Source organism: Leisingera sp. XS_AS12, from assembly GCF_041224635.1.
GTDB lineage: Bacteria > Pseudomonadota > Alphaproteobacteria > Rhodobacterales > Rhodobacteraceae > Leisingera.
In genome coordinates, this window is sequence record NZ_JBGFGM010000066.1 from 15,088 (window position 1) to 32,970 (window position 17,883).

The 17,883-nt window shown below is 59.9% G+C and carries 18 protein-coding genes and 1 pseudogene; 9 read left to right on the forward strand and 10 right to left on the reverse strand.

The annotated features are described in order from the left end of the window. The first annotated feature begins 69 nt into the window (after positions 1–69). The 5 genes and pseudogenes from AB9K35_RS03640 to AB9K35_RS03660 form a co-directional block, all read left to right on the forward strand. Entirely contained in the window at positions 70–1,197 is a 1,128-nt protein-coding gene (locus AB9K35_RS03640; protein ID WP_369924550.1) for a CaiB/BaiF CoA transferase family protein, read from the forward strand. Positions 1,198–1,220: 23 nt separating this feature from the next. Further along, positions 1,221–2,054, forward strand: a complete 834-nt coding sequence (locus AB9K35_RS03645; protein WP_369924551.1) for a MaoC family dehydratase N-terminal domain-containing protein — start codon at positions 1,221–1,223, stop codon at positions 2,052–2,054. An 11-nt stretch (positions 2,055–2,065) separates the two neighbouring features. After that, positions 2,066–3,484: an MmgE/PrpD family protein gene (locus AB9K35_RS03650; RefSeq protein ID WP_369924552.1), complete on the forward strand. Its 1,419-nt coding sequence runs from the start codon at positions 2,066–2,068 to the stop codon at positions 3,482–3,484. Beyond that, complete coding sequence (locus AB9K35_RS03655) at positions 3,481–4,353, forward strand: CoA ester lyase (RefSeq protein WP_369924553.1); 873 nt, start codon at positions 3,481–3,483, stop codon at positions 4,351–4,353. Before AB9K35_RS03650 ends, AB9K35_RS03655 begins: the two co-directional genes overlap by 4 nt. Before the next feature lie 140 nt (positions 4,354–4,493). Continuing rightward, positions 4,494–4,628 (forward strand): annotated as a pseudogene (locus AB9K35_RS03660) (transposase); the annotation flags it as partial. An 82-nt stretch (positions 4,629–4,710) separates the two neighbouring features. Here the strand turns inward: AB9K35_RS03660 and AB9K35_RS03665 are convergent. Both AB9K35_RS03665 and AB9K35_RS03670 read right to left on the reverse strand, forming a co-directional pair. Next, on the reverse strand, positions 4,711–5,091 hold the full coding sequence (locus AB9K35_RS03665; RefSeq protein WP_369924566.1) for a hypothetical protein: 381 nt from the start codon (positions 5,089–5,091) through the stop codon (positions 4,711–4,713). A gap of 57 nt (positions 5,092–5,148) precedes the next feature. Then, positions 5,149–5,751, reverse strand: coding sequence for a TetR/AcrR family transcriptional regulator (locus tag AB9K35_RS03670; protein ID WP_369924554.1), 603 nt, complete (start codon positions 5,749–5,751; stop codon positions 5,149–5,151). A gap of 102 nt (positions 5,752–5,853) precedes the next feature. Here AB9K35_RS03670 and AB9K35_RS03675 point away from each other — a divergent pair, with 102 nt between their 5' ends. Further along, the gene (locus tag AB9K35_RS03675) at positions 5,854–7,062 is read left to right on the forward strand and encodes a multidrug effflux MFS transporter (protein WP_369924555.1); all 1,209 of its coding nucleotides are present in this window, start codon (positions 5,854–5,856) and stop codon (positions 7,060–7,062) included. A gap of 79 nt (positions 7,063–7,141) precedes the next feature. Next, positions 7,142–7,438, forward strand: a complete 297-nt coding sequence (locus AB9K35_RS03680; protein ID WP_369924556.1) for a carbohydrate porin — start codon at positions 7,142–7,144, stop codon at positions 7,436–7,438. 392 nt (positions 7,439–7,830) lie between these two features. Here the strand turns inward: AB9K35_RS03680 and AB9K35_RS03685 are convergent, their stop codons facing one another. Continuing rightward, on the reverse strand, positions 7,831–8,349 hold the full coding sequence (locus tag AB9K35_RS03685; RefSeq protein WP_369924557.1) for a hypothetical protein: 519 nt from the start codon (positions 8,347–8,349) through the stop codon (positions 7,831–7,833). A 104-nt stretch (positions 8,350–8,453) separates the two neighbouring features. Then, complete coding sequence (locus AB9K35_RS03690; protein WP_369924558.1) at positions 8,454–9,407, reverse strand: SDR family oxidoreductase; 954 nt, start codon at positions 9,405–9,407, stop codon at positions 8,454–8,456. 126 nt (positions 9,408–9,533) lie between these two features. On the opposite strand from AB9K35_RS03690, the gene AB9K35_RS03695 reads away from it, so the two are divergent. Continuing rightward, positions 9,534–10,154 (forward strand): TetR/AcrR family transcriptional regulator, encoded by a 621-nt coding sequence (locus AB9K35_RS03695; protein WP_369924559.1) that lies wholly within the window; start codon positions 9,534–9,536, stop codon positions 10,152–10,154. A 1,009-nt stretch (positions 10,155–11,163) separates the two neighbouring features. Here AB9K35_RS03695 and AB9K35_RS03700 read toward each other — a convergent pair. Genes AB9K35_RS03700 through AB9K35_RS03725 form a run of 6 tightly spaced genes read right to left on the reverse strand, consistent with a single transcriptional unit; the run spans position 11,164 to position 16,464 of the window. Next, positions 11,164–12,150 carry an alpha/beta hydrolase gene (locus AB9K35_RS03700; RefSeq protein ID WP_369924560.1) on the reverse strand — a complete coding sequence of 329 codons (987 nt, stop codon included), beginning with the start codon at positions 12,148–12,150 and terminating at the stop codon, positions 11,164–11,166. After that, positions 12,119–13,159 (reverse strand): TRAP transporter substrate-binding protein, encoded by a 1,041-nt coding sequence (locus tag AB9K35_RS03705; protein ID WP_369924561.1) that lies wholly within the window; start codon positions 13,157–13,159, stop codon positions 12,119–12,121. Before AB9K35_RS03705 ends, AB9K35_RS03700 begins: the two co-directional genes overlap by 32 nt. 51 nt (positions 13,160–13,210) lie before the next feature. Next, on the reverse strand, positions 13,211–14,500 hold the full coding sequence (locus AB9K35_RS03710) for a TRAP transporter large permease (protein WP_369924562.1): 1,290 nt from the start codon (positions 14,498–14,500) through the stop codon (positions 13,211–13,213). Continuing rightward, positions 14,500–14,988, reverse strand: a complete 489-nt coding sequence (locus AB9K35_RS03715; RefSeq protein WP_222455163.1) for a TRAP transporter small permease subunit — start codon at positions 14,986–14,988, stop codon at positions 14,500–14,502. The genes AB9K35_RS03710 and AB9K35_RS03715 overlap by 1 nt, the downstream gene beginning before the upstream one ends. 34 nt (positions 14,989–15,022) lie before the next feature. Next, the gene (locus AB9K35_RS03720) at positions 15,023–16,096 is read right to left on the reverse strand and encodes an aldo/keto reductase (RefSeq protein ID WP_369924563.1); all 1,074 of its coding nucleotides are present in this window, start codon (positions 16,094–16,096) and stop codon (positions 15,023–15,025) included. Beyond that, on the reverse strand, positions 16,093–16,464 hold the full coding sequence (locus AB9K35_RS03725; RefSeq protein WP_369924564.1) for a TIGR04076 family protein: 372 nt from the start codon (positions 16,462–16,464) through the stop codon (positions 16,093–16,095). The genes AB9K35_RS03720 and AB9K35_RS03725 overlap by 4 nt, the downstream gene beginning before the upstream one ends. Positions 16,465–16,548: 84 nt before the next feature. Between AB9K35_RS03725 and AB9K35_RS03730 the strand changes: the two genes are divergently transcribed. Continuing rightward, positions 16,549–17,196: a GntR family transcriptional regulator gene (locus tag AB9K35_RS03730; RefSeq protein ID WP_369924565.1), complete on the forward strand. Its 648-nt coding sequence runs from the start codon at positions 16,549–16,551 to the stop codon at positions 17,194–17,196. Positions 17,197–17,883 lie beyond the last annotated feature (687 nt).

Consider the following 17,883-nt stretch of genomic DNA (forward strand, 5'->3'; position numbering starts at 1 on the left):
CAAAAGATGGCCATGTAGACCTGTTGGAAACAAGCCAAATCGAACACATTGAGAAGCTAGGACACTGAAATGAAGCCGCTTGAGAATATCGTTGTGGTATCCGTCGAACAGGCGCTGGCAGCGCCACTGTGTACGGCGCGGTTGGCCGAAGCCGGCGCACGAGTCATCAAGATAGAACGAGCGGAAGGCGACTTTGCCCGCGGCTATGACAATGCAGCAAAGGGCACCAGTTCCTACTTTGCCTGGACAAACCAAGGCAAGGAATCGCTGGCACTGGATTTTCGCGCCCCTGATGACGCTGCCTTGCTGGACCGAATCATCGCCCGCGCCGATGTCTTCATTCAGAACCTGGCACCCGGCGCAATGGCCCGCGCCGGTTTCGGTTCGGCGGACCTGCGCCAGAAGCATCCGCGGCTGATCACGGTGGACATCACCGGCTACGGCGAGAGCGAAGCGGTCAAGCACCTGAAGGCCTATGACTTTCTCATTCAGGCCGAATCCGGCCTCACCGGCGTCAGCGGCGGTGTGAATGAAATGGGCCGCATCGGCGTTTCCATCTGCGATATCGGCGCAGGCATGACCTGCCACGCCGCCGTGCTGGAGGCGCTGATACGCCGCGAGCGCACCGGCAAGGGCGCAGCAGTGGCCGTCTCCCTGTTCGACGTCGCCGCTGACTGGATGAGCGTTCCGCTCATTCACAGCGAACACGGCAACGGCGCCCCCAAGCGGGTCGGACTGCGCCATCCAAGCATGGCTCCCTACGGTGCGTTTGAGACCCGCGAAGGCGCCCTGACCCTGATCGCCATCCAGAACGAGCGCGAATGGCAGCGGTTCTGCCAGGACGTCCTGCGTTCCGAGGCCGCCGCAAAAGATATACGATTTGCCTCCAACAATAGCCGTGTGGCCAACCGCGACGCGTTGGAGGAGCTGATCGCTCGGGTGTCCCGCGAGTTGACCCTCGAAGAATTCCGCAGCCGCCTCGCCGCAGCAAACATCGCCTTTGGGGCCGTCAACAGCGTCGAGGACCTGGGCCGACACCCCGCGTTACGTAGGCGCGACGTGACAACTGAAGACAACGAGACGATCGCGATCCCGGCGACGCCAATCCGCTGGCTGGACGCTCAGCATTCCAGCCGACCTTCCGCTGCCCCGGCTATCAACCAGCACGGCGCCGCCCTGCGCGCTGAATTCGCCTGACCGCAGAACGAGGTTCATCACAGATGCCGCAATCCGTAGAGTCCTGGATCGGACGCTCTGAAACCCATCACGACACCCTGCGTGCCGAACCGGCCCGCTTCATGCAGGCCACCATCGGCCGGGACCAGACATTGAAAGCCGGGGATGCACTGCCTCCCCTCTGGCACTGGCTCTATTTTCTCGAAGCCAAGCCGCTCGGCGAGCTTGGACGAGATGGCCACCCGGAAAAGGGCGGTTTCCTGCCTCCCGTCGCCTTGCCCCGCCGCATGTGGGCCGGCGGCAGGTTCGCTTTCCATGCCAACATCCCGCTCGGTACCCGGGCCAGCAAGCGCTCCACCATCAAGCACATTGCCGAAAAGAACGGGCGCAGCGGCTCGCTATGCTTTGTGACCGTCCTGCACGAACTGTTCCTGGAGGACGGGACGCTTGCCCTGACCGAAGAACACGACATCGTCTACCGCGAAGACCCGCGTCCGAACGCGCCGCAGCCTGATGCCGCTCAAGCTCCAGCCAGCGCGGAGGTCACGGAAACCATTTCGCCGTCGCAAGTCATGCTCTTCCGTTACTCCGCCCTGACCTTCAACGGGCACCGGATCCACTATGACATCGACTACGCCCGCTCTGTCGAAGGTTACAGCGGGCTTGTCTTCCATGGGCCGCTTACGGCAACCCTGCTGATCGATCTAGCGCAGCGCACTTTCGGGAAAACACCGAAATCCTTCGAATTCCGAGGACTTGCGCCTCTGGCCGGGATGAGTCCGTTTCAGCTCGCAGGCAATCGTGGAAACAACACCATGCAGCTTTGGGCCCGTCGTCACGACGGGGCAAAAGCGATGCAGGCGACAGCAACTTTTTAAGGTCCCGGCCAATGCAACTTAAACCCAACACTGATTCAGCGGTGGCAAAACCCAACGTGCTGAACTTCTCCGAGCGGCTCTCGGCATGGGCGACGCAGCCCGACTTGGGGGTCGATGAATACATCAGAGAACAGGCCCGGTTCACCTTGGTCGACACGCTGTCCTGCATGGTTCTCGGTGCGACGGAGCGTCAAGCCATTGCGGCATCCGACGCGATGCTGTTCGGGCTGAAAGAAGGCTCAGTGCCCCCGATCGGCGGCGGCGAAAAGCTGTCGATAACCGGCGCGGCACTAGTAAACGGCGCGCGGGCGGCGGCCCTGGACTTTGATGACTACGAACTGTCCGGGTCGAGTCATGCCAGCGCGCCGGTGCTCAGCGCGTTGCTAAGCCTGGCACACAAGGTCCCAATGACAATCGACCAGATCAGCGATGCCTGGATTGTTGGGTACGAAACCATCATCTGGATGGGCAAGGCGCTAGGCTACGGCCATTACGACATCGGCTGGCATTCAACCTCTACCCTGGGCCCGATCGGAACCGCAGCGGCGGTATCCAAGGCGCTGGGGTTGACGGCCCGCCAGATGTCCAATGCGATGGCACTTGCGGCGTCCTCTTCCTCCGGCTTGCTAACCCAGATCGGCTATGACGCTAAGGCCCTCCATACGGGGCTGGCGGCCGAGGCAGGCCTGCGCGCCGCGCTGCTTGGCCGCGCGGATGCCACCGGGAATTGCAACCTCTGGGACTCCGAGTTTGGATTCACCAAGGTGTACGGCACGCCGGAATCGATCGGGTTTCGCGAAATGATGAAGACAATGCAACTGGGGCAGGCCGTCAGACAGTACCCGGTTATCCGCAAGCTCTGGCCCAGCTGCGCCTACACCCAGCGCCCAATTCACGGCGCGATCGAACTGAGCCGACAGATTCAACGGCCGAGCGACATCGCATCGGTCACAATCCGCATGCCGAGCCCCTTCCACCGGGTCGCGGGTTTCGGTGTGCCCCGCAACGATGCCGAAGCCCGCTTCTCAGTCCGTTACTGCATCGCCGTCGGCCTGCTTGAGGGCAGAGTGACGCCGGCAGATTTCGGCCCCGAAGGCTTCAACGATCCCCGGCGCCGGGAGCTCGCGGCGTCGATCGAACTGGATCTCTACGACCTGCCAAAGGGCGATACCGGGGATATCGGCCCCACCACGCCCGAAAGGATCACCATAGGACTGAAAAGCGGCCGGGTGATCAGCCAGGAAATGACCTTTGTTCCGGGCGGCTCGTCCATGCCGATGACCGAAGCCGATCTGATGCAGAAAGTCGTGGCCTGCGGCTGCTCCGTAGAGCTTGCTCAAGCCTATCTTTCAGCGGATGGCACCACCCCCCTGCTCGACACCGGATTGCTGGAGCAGGTCGCACCGTCATTGGGAGCAACCCCCAGATGAAACCGTCCGCTCTCAGATCGTTGCTCTACATCCCCGGCCATATCGAGGCCTACATCAATAAGGCGGCCGCGACCGCAGCGGATGTCATAATCCTAGATCTTGAAGATGCTGTGCCTCCTACCGAAAAGGATCGGGCGCGGGAAGTGCTTCCGGATGCTGCCGCCCGTCTACACGAAAATGGAAAAACCGTGGCGGTGCGGGTCAACAGCGATGAAAATCTGGTGGACGACGATCTCGAAGCGGCCACCGGGGCCGGGGTCGATTTTGTAATACTGCCCAAGGTAGAAAGCCCGGCATTTGTGCGACAAGCAGCCAGTTTTATCTCAGCCGAGGGATGTGACAATCTCTTTCTGATAGCATTGATCGAAAGCCCGACTGGTTTACTTAACGCACCAGCTATCGCTGCTGCCCACGAGCGCTTGATCGCCCTGAACCTCGGAACCGAAGATTTTTGCTTAGAAATGGGCATGGAGCCAGAGTGGGACAGCCTCCTGTATCCAAGCCATCAAATTGTGACAGCTGCACGATCAGCCGGGAAAATCCCTTTGGGCTACGTCGGCAGCATCGCCCGGTACAACGACACTAGCGCTTTCCGGGCGATGGTGGAAAGATCTGCACGGCTCGGATTCGAAGGCGGCTTTGCGATCCACCCGTCACAAGTGGCCCCACTGAACACCGCATTCACTCCTTCCGAAGGCGCCGTAACGTACGCCAAACGGATTGTCGAAGCCTACGAAAAGTCCCTCGCCGAAGGCCTGGGCGCTGTTTCACTCGACAACAAGATGATTGATCTGCCCATCGTCGAAAAAGCCCGGCGTGTCCTGCAGTTCAGAATTGACGGCGGAAACCAGATCGGAGACCGACAGTAGAATTCAGCAGGATCCGTTTACTCCAACATCTCCTTGCTGTGCGAGGTTCAGGATGCATTGAGTTTGGGAGGGGGGCGTGATGCACGGTTCGTAAGGTGCTCAGTGATAAGTCTGATCTCTTCTGGCTGACGGACGCGCAGATGACCCGTCCTGATGACCGACATGTTCTGAGCGGAACTATCTTCATCAATCGCAATGACTTGCGCTCGCGTGACGTTATCAAAGATTACGGTCCGCACAAGACCTTGTACAATCATTGGAAGCGGTGGAGCGAAAAGACATCACAGAGGTTGCTACTCAGGATTTGAAGCCCCCGGCAAACCCAGTGCAGTTCAACCTATGCTGATGACCGTGGTCCTAAGAAGTATAGCCGACGCTGACTACACCACTGATCAGACTCTTGGAGTACAGCTTTCTTAGGAGATTGGCCGCGTCCGATTGCACCGGTCGGATAGCCTCAGCCAACGCGTTCAGCTCTGCCCGCTGGCGGGTAAGGATATGCTCCGCCTCTGCCGCGCTTACCGCGGCAAAATGCAAGGTATCGCCGGGGCGCGGCCGGGTCTGCCGCGGCAGATCGGCAGAAATCACCGTTTCTATCTTGAGGTAGCCGCCGGTTGTATGGCGGTTCGCCAGCAAGATGATCGGCAACCCGTGCCCCGGCACCTGGATCGATTCGGTAACGATCCCGTCTGAAGGGATGTTGAACCCATGAAGATGCTCCAGCGCGATGCCCTTCAGCCATCGCGCTTGCCGCCGCCGTCATCTTCTGGCTCTGAAACTTAATGAGGCTGAAGCCTAGCAGTCGCCCCTTGGCGGCGAAGTCAGCGGGCCGAATACGTCACGCGTGACCGCTCTGGCAAAACTGGCGTCCAGCACCCCCCGGTTCAGCAGACGGTACCAGAAAGCGCCATGGATCAGGCCCGAAACCAGCTCTGGACTGCGATCTGCAGACAGCTCGCCGCGTTCGATGGCCCGCTGCAGCAGATTCGTAACCATCTTCTCGCGGGGCAGAACGAACTTGGCGTAAAAATTCTCCTGAAAAGCCGCATCCTGCTGCGCCGCCGCAATCAGGGCACGCAGAACGCCGCCATTGACAGCAAGATGACTGAAGACGTTTGACAGGAACTCCTCAAGCAGATCGCGGCACGCCCGCTCCCCGTCCAGAGGCGGCGCTGCAGCGTAGCTCTGCGTCTCTTCAAACACGGCATCAAGAACCAGATCAGCCTTCGTGTTCCACCGGTTGTACAGTGTCTGGCGGGCCACGCCCGCCTCCTCGGCGATGGCTGCGATCGATACCTTGCCGTACCCTCTTTCGCGCACAAGGCGCAGCGCAGCCGCTTTCAAAGCGGCTCCGGCCTGGGCGTTCACTGGGCGTCCGCCCTGGGGGGGGCTGGTCATGCACAACTCCTGTTCACGAATGCAGAACTTATCCTGCTTTACTTATTGGACCAAGGTCTATTAACCGCAAGTAGACCGCAGTCTATTAACGCAGCAGGAACGATGATACCTCACACGACCCTTTCCCCCAAACACGCAGCGGCGATTACGGCGACGCTGGGCTTGCTGTCCCTGTTTCCGCCTCTAGCGACGGATATGTACCTGGCCGCACTCGGCGACCTGGCCGCTTCCATGGGCTCCACACGCACCGCGGCAGAATTTTCGCTGTCGATCTTCTTTCTCGGTCTCTGCGCGGGGCAGCTGCTGCTCGGCCCGCTGACCGACACCTATGAGCGCAAGGCGCCGCTGCTGGTCGGCGTCGCGCTGTTCACCGGGACATCCATCGCTCTGCCGCTCCTCAGCGAAATCGCATGGTTCAACGCCTTACGGTTCGTGCAGGCCATCGGGGCGAGCGCCGGCATGGTTGTGGGCCGGGCCATGGTCAAGGATCTCTATCAGGGACGCCGCGCGGCTCAGGTGATGACCGTGCTGGTCATGCTGCTGACAATCGGTCCGATTGTATCGCCGACGCTGGGCAGCCTCCTTCTTGAATCCTTCGGCTGGCGCTCGATCTTTGCGGCGATGGCGCTGATCAGCATCACCGCCTTTGCGCTGGCGGCGGTTGTCCTGCCGGAAACCCTTCCTGCCGCCAGCCGCAAGCCCCGGCCGTTCATCGGCAGCCTTCGGGCAGCCGCCATGCTGCTATCGCAGCAAAGATTTGTGGTCATGGTGCTGGTGTCCGGCTTGATACAGGGCGGCATGTTTGCGTTCATCACCGGCTCCTCCGGCGTGTTTCAGGGCATCTTCGGGCTGAGCGCGCTTGAATTCGGCATCATGTTTGCCGTTATTGCCGCCGCGCTGATCCTTTTCGGCCGGATCAACGGGGTTTTGCTCAACCGTTACAGCCCGGAACAGATCGTCACGGCCGGCTTGCCCGTGTTTGCCGCCGCGGCCCTGTGTCTGGTGCTGGTCTCCGGCACGCAGACGCTTTGGATCTTTGCCGTTCCACTTTGGGTGTCCATCGGCATGGTCGGCCTGCTGTCGGCCAATGCGATGGCCATGACGATGGACCTGTGCGGCGAGGGAGCCGGTATCGGGTCCGCCCTGCTCGGCGCCGCGCAATTCGCCATCGCATTTTCGGTGTCCTCCTGCGTCGCTTTGGGAAGCATGGATACGGCCTTGCCAATGTCCCTCGGACTGTTGACCCCTGCCGGTTTTGCGGCGGCCCTGTTTTTCGGCTTCCGCAGCCGCGCGCAGAAAGCCGGTGCATAAGAACCCTCCCAGGCTCTGGCTGCACCGGGTCCGCTTCTCCCGGGAAACCGCGCGGCGCTGATGCGCCGCACCGCTTTTCATGTCGGAAGATCTAAAGAGCAGCTCACGACCCGTCACATTCCTTCCTCCTAGCCGACGTTGCGGCCCCCAGCCCTTTCCGGCAAATGTTGACAGCCCCGCTGATCCGTCAGCGGGGCTTTGCTTTGATCAGAAGGATGCCCTGCAGGGCCAGATAACGAGCGAGATCTACTACCGGTTCCAACTGCTCGAAACCGTCGCCGTCACCCCATCGGTTCAATTCATCACGAACCAGAAAGCCAATCCAAGCAAGATAACGGTCACGGTTTTAGGACTGCGCCTCAGAGCAACCTTTTGAGCGGAGTGGTTACGATCAAAGTTACCGGCTTTAGCCTGCACAAATCACCTGAGCAGCCGTGCTGCGCACATATCGTGAACCCGCAAATGCTCTGAAAAGCGACGGGACGCTGAATTCGACTCGCCTAATGCGGGTACTTGAGGTTCCGTACTGGAGTAACGGTATTCTGCTGCAGCTGCAAAGTTCGCCGGCATTTCTGTGACCGCTGTGGGCTCACTACCGACTTGCGGAGATGCGGCGGCAGGGTTGCAGCGGAACTTGACCAGGACGCTTCTGTCAGACAACACCAAGTAGCCCAAAGCGGACCCGAAGGGCGGATCTTCTGGCACTTACGGCATCCGCAGGCCCGGGCGGAGAGCAGCCATTCGCGGCACCCGCAATGGACGTCCGCTTCACATTGATGGCGGTAAGAATTTCCCGGCCAACGCGAGTTGCTCCCTATATCCTTCCAGCCGCGCGTTGGCATTGGTGTCGATCACCAGAATGACCGCCATCATAACGGTGGTTGTGATCAGGCTCGCCCGCCAAAGGGGCGTCTCGAAGTAGAGTATCGCCAGCGCGCAGGCGGCGATGATCAGCGGGATCACCCAGAACACCGCAATCCGGTATTCGTTCAACACCCTGTCGGCGCGTGCGATCTCGTCTGCGACGAAACCGACGGCATCGGTGGCGTATGCCGCTGGGAAGCTCGCCAACCGGGCTTGGCTGGAGAAGAACAGGCCCACCCCGATGACCAGGATCAGCGTGCCCGCCATCAGTATGGGGATGACATAGGCCCTCGCCAGGTCGGTCCTACCCATCTGCCAAAAGCCCAGGCTTGCCAGAAGAAAGGACAGGCCGAAGAGAATGAAGAAGGCGGAGGAGAGCATTTCGGCTTTCGTCCAGTCAGTCGCTGTTTTCAAAATGTCCACGTTTGTGCCCCTCATCAGTTGCAGTGCCCGGAATTGAACGGGAGGCGCGACAAGCCGACCGACCCAAGCCCGGTCTATTCTGCCTCGGCAGGATTACAAGGCCCTCACAGGTCCCAGCTGAAGCCTGTGTCTTTCTCGGATCGCTCCCACAGCCTGACCATGACAGGCTTGTCGTGAGCGTGTGCATTCAGCGTGCCGCGGCCGACGGGACCGACGAATTCCCTTGTCCCGGTGGGTCCGTAGAGCGCGCGCTCTTCGGTCAGCGCCTCTTCCGCCGCGCACATGACCTCCGGGTAGGCCCCCTGTTCGGCGGTCTGGACCATCGGCGTCTTGGTCATAAGCCACCAGATCAGCCGCATCGTCCGGCTGCCGCTGGTCGTAATCAACGAGGTCGCCGACGATCCCGGGTGACAGACGAAGACCTTCACCCCCCTTCGCCCGGCCGCGGCCAGCCGGTCCTGAAGCTCGTAGGCGAACATCATCTGCGCCAGTTTGCTCTGGGAATAGGCGGCATTGGCGCCATAGCCCTTGTCCCAGTTCATGTCCTCGAAACGGATCGTTTTGAGGCCCATGTTGTAGCCGAGGCTGGCGACGACGACGATCCGGCCCTTCGTCTCTTCGATGCGGTCGAACAGCGTCCCACACAGGGTAAAGTGGCCGTAGTGGTTGGTGCCGAGCTGGCTCTCGAAGCCATCGGGCGTCAGCTTGCGCGTCGGCACCTGGGCGATGGCGGCGTTGCAGATCAGCGCGTCGATGCGCTGCGTGGTCTTCAGCACCTCTTCGGCGGCCATGCGGACGGAGGCCTGCTCGGCGAGATCCATACGGATGAAGCGCACCGGTGCATTGGCGCCGAACGCCTGTTTCAGCTCCTTCACGGCGGCGGCGGATTTCTCGGCGCTACGGTTCAGCATCACCACCTCTGCGCCTTTGCCCAGGAGGATGCGCGCCGCCTGGAAGCCCGCGCCGGCGTTGGCGCCGGTGATAACATAGGTTTTGCCGGCGAGGTCGCCGAGACGTTCAGGCGTCCAGCCCTTTGGTCCGAAAGTGAGGTCAGCCATGGTGTTCTCCAGTGCTCGGGGCGCCCGGGGTGCTTGCGTTTGTAAACCGTGGTGTTTACATAGGGGCGAGCGGCAGGAGTGTAAACCAGGATGTTTACATTTTTCGCGATGCGGGAGGCAGGAACGATGAAACTGGCTGAAAAGAAACGAAAAGATATTCTGGAGGCGGCGATCCGGGAATTCCGCGAGCAGGGATTTACGGCGGCGCGGGTGAATCGCATCGCCGAGCTGGCAGAGGTGTCGAAGCGCACCCTCTACAAGCACTTCGAAAGCAAGGAAGTTCTCTTTCAGGCCATCACCGATATCCTGCTGGAGCAGATCGCGGCGACGCCCAGGCTGAGCTATGATCCAAACGTGCCGCTGCAAGAGCAGCTGAAGGGGGCAGTGCGGAATTACGTCGGCCATCTGACCGGTGAAGGATACATGGGGCTGAACCGGTTGGTGATGTCAGAGCTTTTGCGCGATCAGGATCTCGCGCAGGCCTTCTTTGCAAAGGCGGCGATACAGGATGGCCCCATCCAAGCGCTGATCGGCGAGGCGATGCAGGCCGACGCGCTCCGCCAGGCTGAGCCGGGCTTTGCCGCAGGGCAGCTCCTTTCGATGGTGAAGCATTTCTTGGTCTGGCCGCAGTTCCTGATGGGGGCGAAAGCCGAGGTCGATCCGGATGCCGTCATCGCCGACTGCGTGGAAATGTTCCTCGCACATTACGGCGAGAAAGACCATGGATGCGCAGGATCGAAGCTGTGAAGCAGGGAGCGTCATGGTCTGACGTCACCCCGCCTTGCGAAGGTCACTGCGTGGGACGCCAGTTTGCTTCTGGGAAGGCCGCATCGCGGCGTAGAACAAGTTGCCGAAAGTCTGTTTAGGGCCGGCTGCGTCTCATGGGGCGGCTTTGCTCCCTAGATTTTGCAAATGTTGCTATCTGCGCTTTGCTGACGTCCGTGCCTGGCGCAGCATCGCCGTGGTCTTCTGAGCGGTCCGAAGGTCCGCTTCTGGGAACGCCTTGCATTTGCAGCATGGCCTGTGCTGCGCCTGGCGCGAATGTCTAGTTTGGGCTGGCTGGCGCCATCAGGCGGTAGTGGCCAGGCAGCGGAATCCCTGCGCCCTTGCTGCCGCAGCGCCACAAGGCGGCTTCGAGCCCAAAAAAGAATTGCTTCCCGGGGCATCTCGACCCCGCCATCGATTAAACTTGTCAACTCATGGTAGACCATGACGCAATGAGAACGGCGGCGCCCCAAATCAATGCCACTGTCCCGAATACCATCCCCAACACACGAGAAGCGACCATCGACACAAAGTGAAACCTTGGCGATTTGTTCGACAGATACTTGTATATGGGGTTGAGTTTAAAACACTTTTTGTCCCACCGAAGCCAAACAGTCTTTATTGACGTCAGACATAAAATTGACCCCACGAGAAACAAAATAGATCCAAAAGCCAATGTGAAGAACTGGTCCAAAAACGCTCAGAGCCTGTTGGTGAAGATTTGCGCAAAACGTATAAAGATCACGTAGTCAGTACAACCATGTTGGTCCGTTAGGTCCCGCACCTCTTCCGTTCGATGATGGTTGGTGGCTGTACCTGCGCGAAGGTCTGCTCCTTCCATCGCTCGTGCAGCATGAGATCATCGTCCAGGTGGCAAATCACCAGACTTTGCAAAGGTCACTTTCTGCGCTTCGCCGACATCGGTGCCAAGCGCGGCATCGCCTTCCCCAACAGGGCAACTCGAAGGACCGCTCTAGGAAAAAATCACAGCTTAAGCGGCGCTTTCATTGCTCCAGGTACGAATGTCGCGACTTGGCTGAGCCTGATCGTAAAGACCGTGTATCTGGTGTTCAGGTCTTGCAAGCGCATCGCAAATGTCGAAATGGTGTTTGTCCGGCTCTTCCCAGATTGCCACCTCCGCTCCAAGCCCGGCCCACATTGACGCCAAAAGCAGATTCTGGCGTAAAAACTCGGCCCGCTCACTAGCACCGACCCAACAGCACATCCGCAGGCCTTCGGGGGGATGCAGCAGCGCCGGGCTTTCGCGCATGGCTTCTTCGGCATCCAGGCGCAGGCTTTCGTTCATTTTCAAACGCAAGAATGGCCGCAAATCGCTTAGGCCGGATATCGGGATCACCATCGACAACCGACTTCGCGCTTGCTCCGACAAGGTGGAGCCCTGGGCGCAGACCCGGGCCACCAGATGCCCGCCTGCGGAATGCCCGGCCAGGACAATGGGGCCCTCTACCTGCGCAGCCGCCGTGTCCACTGCCTGTGCGATTTCGCGGCCTATGTCGGTGATGCGAACCTCCGGGCAAAGAGTGTAGCCCGGCATTGCAACCGCATAGCCATGCGCCAGAGGCCCTGCCGCCAGATGGGACCAATAGCTGCGGTCCAAGGTGTGCCAATAGCCGCCGTGAACAAAGACAAACAGTCCGCGCGGCTTACCTTCAGGCAAGAACAGGTCAAAGCGTTGCCGCTGACCGCTCCCATAGGGCTGATCAAGGACCGCGCGCCCCAATTCCGTCATGTCCTGCCGGAACTTTGCTGCGGGCGCGACCCAGGCGTCCGGCCAGCGGTCGCTGCGGTGGATATGTGAAGCATTGGAATAGGCACGATCCCAATCGTCGATTTTGTAAAACATGAACAGTTCCGTTTTTGCGCCGCCCCTGCGTGGGGTGAAGCAGGACCCAATGGCCCTGCCCTGGTGTTTTTCCGATCCGGTTTCAGTTCCGGTCCACGCCCAGTTCTTCGGCAACCTCATCCAGTTGCTCCTGATAAAAGGCAACCGCTGCGTCCGCATCCACGCCTTTTGCTTTTGCGTCTTCGGTCCACTGGTCCCAGATCGGCGCAAGCCGCTCCTTCATCTCGTCCAGATCGGCGCCGGTCAGTTCGATCCGCGTCAGCCCGCCCGCCATCAGCTCATCAATTGCTTTCGCGTTATGCGCCTGCCAGACAGTGGCGAACTTGCTCACCATCGCCTCACCCGACAGCGCGTTGATCGCCTCTTGATCCTCGGGGCTGATGCGGTTCCAAGCAGCATCGCCGACAACGATGAACTGGCTGGAGGCGGCAAAGCCGCCCGGTACGGTCATCACAACCGGCATGTGCTCAGACATGTTGAAGTCAAGCACGGTGCCATAGGTCTGGAACATCCCGTCGATGATCCCGCGGGAAATCTGGTCATAGGCCTCGGTCAGCGGCGAGGAGATCGACACCAGCCCCAGCTTTGTTGCGATCTGTTCGACAATGGCACCCGGAACACGAATGCGCAGGCCATCCAGATCGTCGACGCCTTCCACGCCAGCGCGTGTGAACAGCTGATAAGAGCCCGGAACCCAAAGGCCCAGCAGATGCGTGCCTTCGTGTTCATTCGCCTCCATGAAGTACTTCTGATAGGTGCGCCAGTTCGCGATCGAATTGACCTGCGCGTTCTCGGCCGTAAAGGGCAGTTCGACCATTTCTGTCAGTTTGAACCGCTCCGGCGTATAGCCGTGGACGCCAAAGGCAATGTCGGCGACACCGTTGCGCACCATGTCAAAATGCGCGCCCGGCGCCCCAAGGGCAGGCAGGATCTGCACGGACACCCGGCCTTCAGTCGCGGCTTTGACCTCTGCGGCCCAGGGCTCGATCATATCAGTCAGAATTGGGTGGGTCGGCGGCAGCCAGTTGGAAAAGCGCAGAACCACGTCCTCTGCCAATGCAGATGTGGCGCTGGCCAAAAGGGTCAGGCTTGAAACTGCGGCAATGAAATTGCGTCTGATCATAGTCTAGTCTCCGTGTTGGTTTTGTTATGTTTTTTCTATTCTTTAGGGGTCCTACATCAGCCTCGGCAGCCATAGGGCCAGACCGGGAATGAGGATGAGGAGAAGGATGCGGATCGCATCCGCCGCAACGAACGGGGTCACACCGACGAACATCTTGCGCAGTGGCACTTTGGGCAGCACCCCTTGCAGGACATAGATATTCATCCCCACGGGCGGTGTGATCAGTGCCACCTCAACCAGCGTGACAACGAGGATGCCGAACCAGATCGGATCGTAGCCAAGATGCAGGATCAGCGGAAACGTGATGGGGATGGTGAGCAGCAGCATCGACATGCTTTCCAGAACGCAGCCCAGGATCAGGTAGATCGCCACGATCACCAGCATCATGGCCCATGCCGGAAGATCTAGCCCGGCAACAAAGCTGTTCAGCGCCGCGGTGAAGCCGGCAACGTTGATGAAGTTGCCAAACACCTGCGCCCCCACCAGAACAAAGAAGATAGACGCGCTCATGATCGCGGTTTGCCCTAGTGTTTGCAGAAAGCTCCACAACGTCAATTTGCGCCGCCAGACAGTGATCGCCAAAGCGCCAACAGCACCAACGCCCGCGGCTTCGGTCGGGGTGAAGAAATTCCCGTAGATCCCGCCGATGACAAGACCGAACAGCAAAATGACGGATCCGACCGCACGCAGCGCCACCAGCCGTTCACGCCAGTTGCTGCTTTCCCCTGCAGGCCCCGCCGCCGGGTTCAATGCGGTGGAAACAACGACCGCGCCCACATATAGCAACGCGCCCAGCAGGCCAGGCAGGATGCCCGCGATGAACAGCTTGCCGATGTCGGTCTGGGTCAGGATGCCGTAGACAATCAGGACGATGCTGGGCGGGATCATGATCCCCAGGGTGCCCGCCGCCGCGATGGAGCCGGACGCAAGGGAATCGTCGTATCCATAGCGTTTCATCGATGGATAAGCGACGCGGCCCATGGTGGCCGAAGAGGCAAGGCTGGAGCCGCAGACAGCTGCAAACATGCCACCGGCAATGATGGTGGAAATCGCCAATCCGCCGCGCCGGTGACCGACAAAGCGATACGCCAGATCGAACAATTCCTTTGAAATCTCGGCCCGGCTGATCAGATTGCCCATCAGCATGAACAACGGGATCACCGACATGTTGAAGTTGTGGACCGTGCGATAGGCCGTGTCCGCCGCCATGTATCCGGCCGGCCCCCAATCCACGATCCAGGCGAAACCGCCGACGCCAATCGCCAGCATCGCCAGGGCAATCGGCACCTCCAGAAACAGCAGCAGGAAAAGCAGCGCCAACGCGCAGAGCATGACCGTCATCAGACTTCTCCCATACCCTCGGAATCCGGTGCCTTGCGACTGAACGGCAATACAATGGCGGACACCATGCACATCGCAGCCGCGAACCACGCAAACGGCGCCAGCGGGAAGCCTGCGAAAATTGCCCGCGCCCCGGCACTGCTCATCTGATTGCCAAGCCGCAGCAAGTGCCAGGCAAAGAACAGGTAGACTGCGACGCCGACGCCCCGGCTCAAGGCCATGAACAGAAGATCCACCCACCGGTAGCGGTCGGCGACTGTCCGAAAGAGCGTCACGCGCACATGTTCCTGACGCAGCGTGACAATCGGCAGCGCCGCAAAGACCATCGCACCAACGGCGATTTCAGTGATCTCATAGGCGCCGGGGATCGGACGGTTCAGGCCGCGCAGGATCACGTCCGAAAAAGACACCGCCATCAGGACAACGATGCAGAACGAAGTGAGCAAGTATAGCGGAAACAAAATCCTGGAGGCGATGGTATAGGGCATCACACCTCCTCTCGAACAGCGGACAGATTACGGATCATGCCCCGTGAACCTTGTCAGCCGGGTTTGTATTGAGATTGTACTTCATGATCTTGCCATGCCGCCCATTGCGGTCCCCTTCGAGCCCGTAAACCGGACCATTGGGCCCCGCTGCCTGTTCCAGCACGGCAGCGATCGCCGCACGGTCCTCGGCATCAAGGGACACTTTGAACACCTCGAGAGTCTTGGGCAGATGGCGCGCGTAGCGCGCGCCGACTATGGCGCCCGCGACCTGCGGCTGGTCCAGCACCCAGCGGGTTGCGATGGTAGACAGCGCAACGCCATGCTTGTTTCCAATGTCCTGCAACACCTGGAGCAGCGACTGGAACAGCTCCCACGATCCGAATTCATCTATGATGAGCCGGTACTTGATGAGGCTGCGGTTTTCGAACACAAACCCCGGATCGGGCTTGCCGAGCCAGTTCTCGGTCAGAAATCCCCCTGCCAATGTGCCGTAACACAGGATCTGAACATCCCGGCGCGCGCCCCAATCTGCAAAGGTCCCGGCCGGCCTGCGGTCCAGCAGCGAATACTGCACCTGCGCGGACACCACGTCGAACCCCGCATCAATGAACTGGTCCATAACCGGAGCGTCCCAGTTGGTCGCTCCCAGATTGGCGATCTTGCCTTTGCGCTGGCAATCCTTCAGCACCTCAAGCTGTTCGACCGCATTGCCCACGGCCATGTCCCACCAGAAGAATTGAACCAGCGGAATACGGTCGATCTGCAGGCGTCGCAGGGACCGGTCCACGATCGCCTCGACCTCTTCCGGCCGGATGTCCGCCAGGCGCGACAGGTCCGGGACCAGTTTGGTGTGAACCACCACGCGATCCGCCACCTCGGAACCACGGCGGCGCCGAACATCCGCGATGAAATGGCCGATCATCTCTTCAACGCCAGTATAGATGTCGGCGCAATCGAACGTCGTGATCCCGGCGTCAAGAAAGGCTTCCATGTCCGCGATCGCGTCTTGCCTGCGCACTTCGCCGTGGCCGCCGGCCAACTGCCAACCGCCCTTGATAATGCGGGACATGCGGTGGCCGGGGCGCAGTTCTGCAGTTTCCACGGTCATTTGTCTTCCTTCCAATAGGGCGTGCCGCGCTGGTCCGGCAGGCCTGTTGTGGCCGCATGAGAAAACCAGCGCTTGTTTTCGCGGTGAATGCGCAGCCGCCCGCCGCAATGCGGATCCGGGCAGGCGACCTCGGCATCGGTCGTCATCCAATCGTCGGCATCCGTCTCTCGCTGCTTGGCCGCAAGCAACGGCAGAACCGACGACAGGGCATACATCGAAATCCGGGTGTCCTGATCAAACACAAGGTTCTCGCCGACAACGCGGAAGGCCTCTCCTTCAACATGCCGACACACGGGCGTCCGTCCGTCCAGCACGGTCTCAACCTTCAGATCGTAGAGCCAGAAACCCCGCTCTTTCTTATCCTCCATACCGCGCCTTTCCATGCTTGACCGAGTCCACTGTGATGTGTGATATTTTATCAAAGATATGTTTCTAAGCTGTCAAGGGCGAACATGAGCACACCGATCATTCCCCGCATCGATCCCCTGAAACTGCGGGAAAATGTCTATTTTTCACTCCGCGACGCCTTCACCCGCGGCGCATTTGCCCCTGGCGACGTGCTCAGCCTGCGCTCTTTGGCCGATCAACTCGGGGTGTCCATGACCCCCGTGCGCGAAGCGGTGCGGCGGCTGGTAGCGGAGGGCGCACTTGTCGATACGCCATCGCGCACCCTAATGGTTCCAGCTTTCGATGCGCGGCGCGCCGCAGACCTGAAGGCCGCGCGGTTGGCGCTGGAAAGTCTGGCTTTGGACCAGGCGATGGACCGGATCAATGATGCGGACATCGACCAGCTTGAAGAGATCCTGTCGCGGCCTTCGACCAGCACGACAGGACAGCCCGACCTTGTCGCAAATCACGACTTCCATCAAATGCTGTACGGCTTCAGCCAGTCAGAGGTCCTGCTGCCGATGATTGAGGCGCTTTGGCTTCAGTATGGCGCATATTTGAACCTAATCATCAGCACCCCCGCCTCAAGTGAGATCGACGAACACGCGCATCACCGCGCGCTTATCGCCGCCCTGCGTGAGGGACGCAGAACCGACGCACATGCTGCACTGGAGGCTGATATCACCCGGTCGTTTCATGTCTTACTGCCCTAGGTCAGCCTCTGAAATATGTCTTCCTGACCTTTTGATGGACCGGAACGGGGCACAACGAGGATGTAAAGCAGCTTAAGCCGCTCGGCGCGGATACGCCGAGCGCAGAGGTGGTCTTCGCTCCGGCCGAAGGCAAGATGGAGACGCTGCAGGTTCTGTTCGGACCGATCGACGGCATTGAATTGCGTTGATGCTGGCACGCTGTGCGGGCCTGACCCCAAAGGGGTCGGAATAAGCGCGCAATTTTTCGCGGTGCTTGTTTATATCGCTGAAGAAAACGATGTGGTCAGTTGCTTAATATCCGCTCTTGCGTCCAGGCGGACTGCGCGTTCGCGCTAGCAGCGAAATCACATTCTCCGCCGTTGCACACTCCCGCTTCCAGACTATTGCGAGACTCCACCTGGTTATCGTGGGCAGCAATGCAGTCAGGAAGTGCCTTTATTCGTGCGGCTTTGTGAATGCGCCTCTCAACTCTGTACAATCATTTTTGCAACGAGTTCTGCCGCATTCTGGACACCGAGCTTCTTCATGACGGAGCTACGATGAACTGTAAGCGCTGTCCCGGCCCCACGTTGTAGCGCCTATTCGGTGCTGCGAGATATTGCACAACTCATAGTGGGGAGTGCGTTTCGCAATGTGCGCTACAAATTCGTTTCTAATTTCGTTGGGTGTCGAGATCTACGCGTCGGG

Excerpts from the sequence above, each read along its gene's own strand:
- AB9K35_RS03640 (WP_369924550.1), top strand. The coding sequence starts at position 70 with ATGAAGCCGCTTGAGAATATCGTTGTGGTATCCGTCGAACAGGCGCTG.
- AB9K35_RS03645 (WP_369924551.1), top strand. The coding sequence starts at position 1,221 with ATGCCGCAATCCGTAGAGTCCTGGATCGGACGCTCTGAAACCCATCAC.
- AB9K35_RS03650 (WP_369924552.1), top strand. The coding sequence starts at position 2,066 with ATGCAACTTAAACCCAACACTGATTCAGCGGTGGCAAAACCCAACGTG.
- AB9K35_RS03655 (WP_369924553.1), top strand. The coding sequence starts at position 3,481 with ATGAAACCGTCCGCTCTCAGATCGTTGCTCTACATCCCCGGCCATATC.
- AB9K35_RS03670 (WP_369924554.1), bottom strand. The coding sequence starts at position 5,751 with ATGACCAGCCCCCCCCAGGGCGGACGCCCAGTGAACGCCCAGGCCGGA.
- AB9K35_RS03675 (WP_369924555.1), top strand. The coding sequence starts at position 5,854 with ATGATACCTCACACGACCCTTTCCCCCAAACACGCAGCGGCGATTACG.
- AB9K35_RS03680 (WP_369924556.1), top strand. The coding sequence starts at position 7,142 with ATGTCGGAAGATCTAAAGAGCAGCTCACGACCCGTCACATTCCTTCCT.
- AB9K35_RS03690 (WP_369924558.1), bottom strand. The coding sequence starts at position 9,407 with ATGGCTGACCTCACTTTCGGACCAAAGGGCTGGACGCCTGAACGTCTC.
- AB9K35_RS03695 (WP_369924559.1), top strand. The coding sequence starts at position 9,534 with ATGAAACTGGCTGAAAAGAAACGAAAAGATATTCTGGAGGCGGCGATC.
- AB9K35_RS03705 (WP_369924561.1), bottom strand. The coding sequence starts at position 13,159 with ATGATCAGACGCAATTTCATTGCCGCAGTTTCAAGCCTGACCCTTTTG.
- AB9K35_RS03710 (WP_369924562.1), bottom strand. The coding sequence starts at position 14,500 with ATGACGGTCATGCTCTGCGCGTTGGCGCTGCTTTTCCTGCTGCTGTTT.
- AB9K35_RS03715 (WP_222455163.1), bottom strand. The coding sequence starts at position 14,988 with ATGCCCTATACCATCGCCTCCAGGATTTTGTTTCCGCTATACTTGCTC.
- AB9K35_RS03720 (WP_369924563.1), bottom strand. The coding sequence starts at position 16,096 with ATGACCGTGGAAACTGCAGAACTGCGCCCCGGCCACCGCATGTCCCGC.
- AB9K35_RS03725 (WP_369924564.1), bottom strand. The coding sequence starts at position 16,464 with ATGGAGGATAAGAAAGAGCGGGGTTTCTGGCTCTACGATCTGAAGGTT.
- AB9K35_RS03730 (WP_369924565.1), top strand. The coding sequence starts at position 16,549 with ATGAGCACACCGATCATTCCCCGCATCGATCCCCTGAAACTGCGGGAA.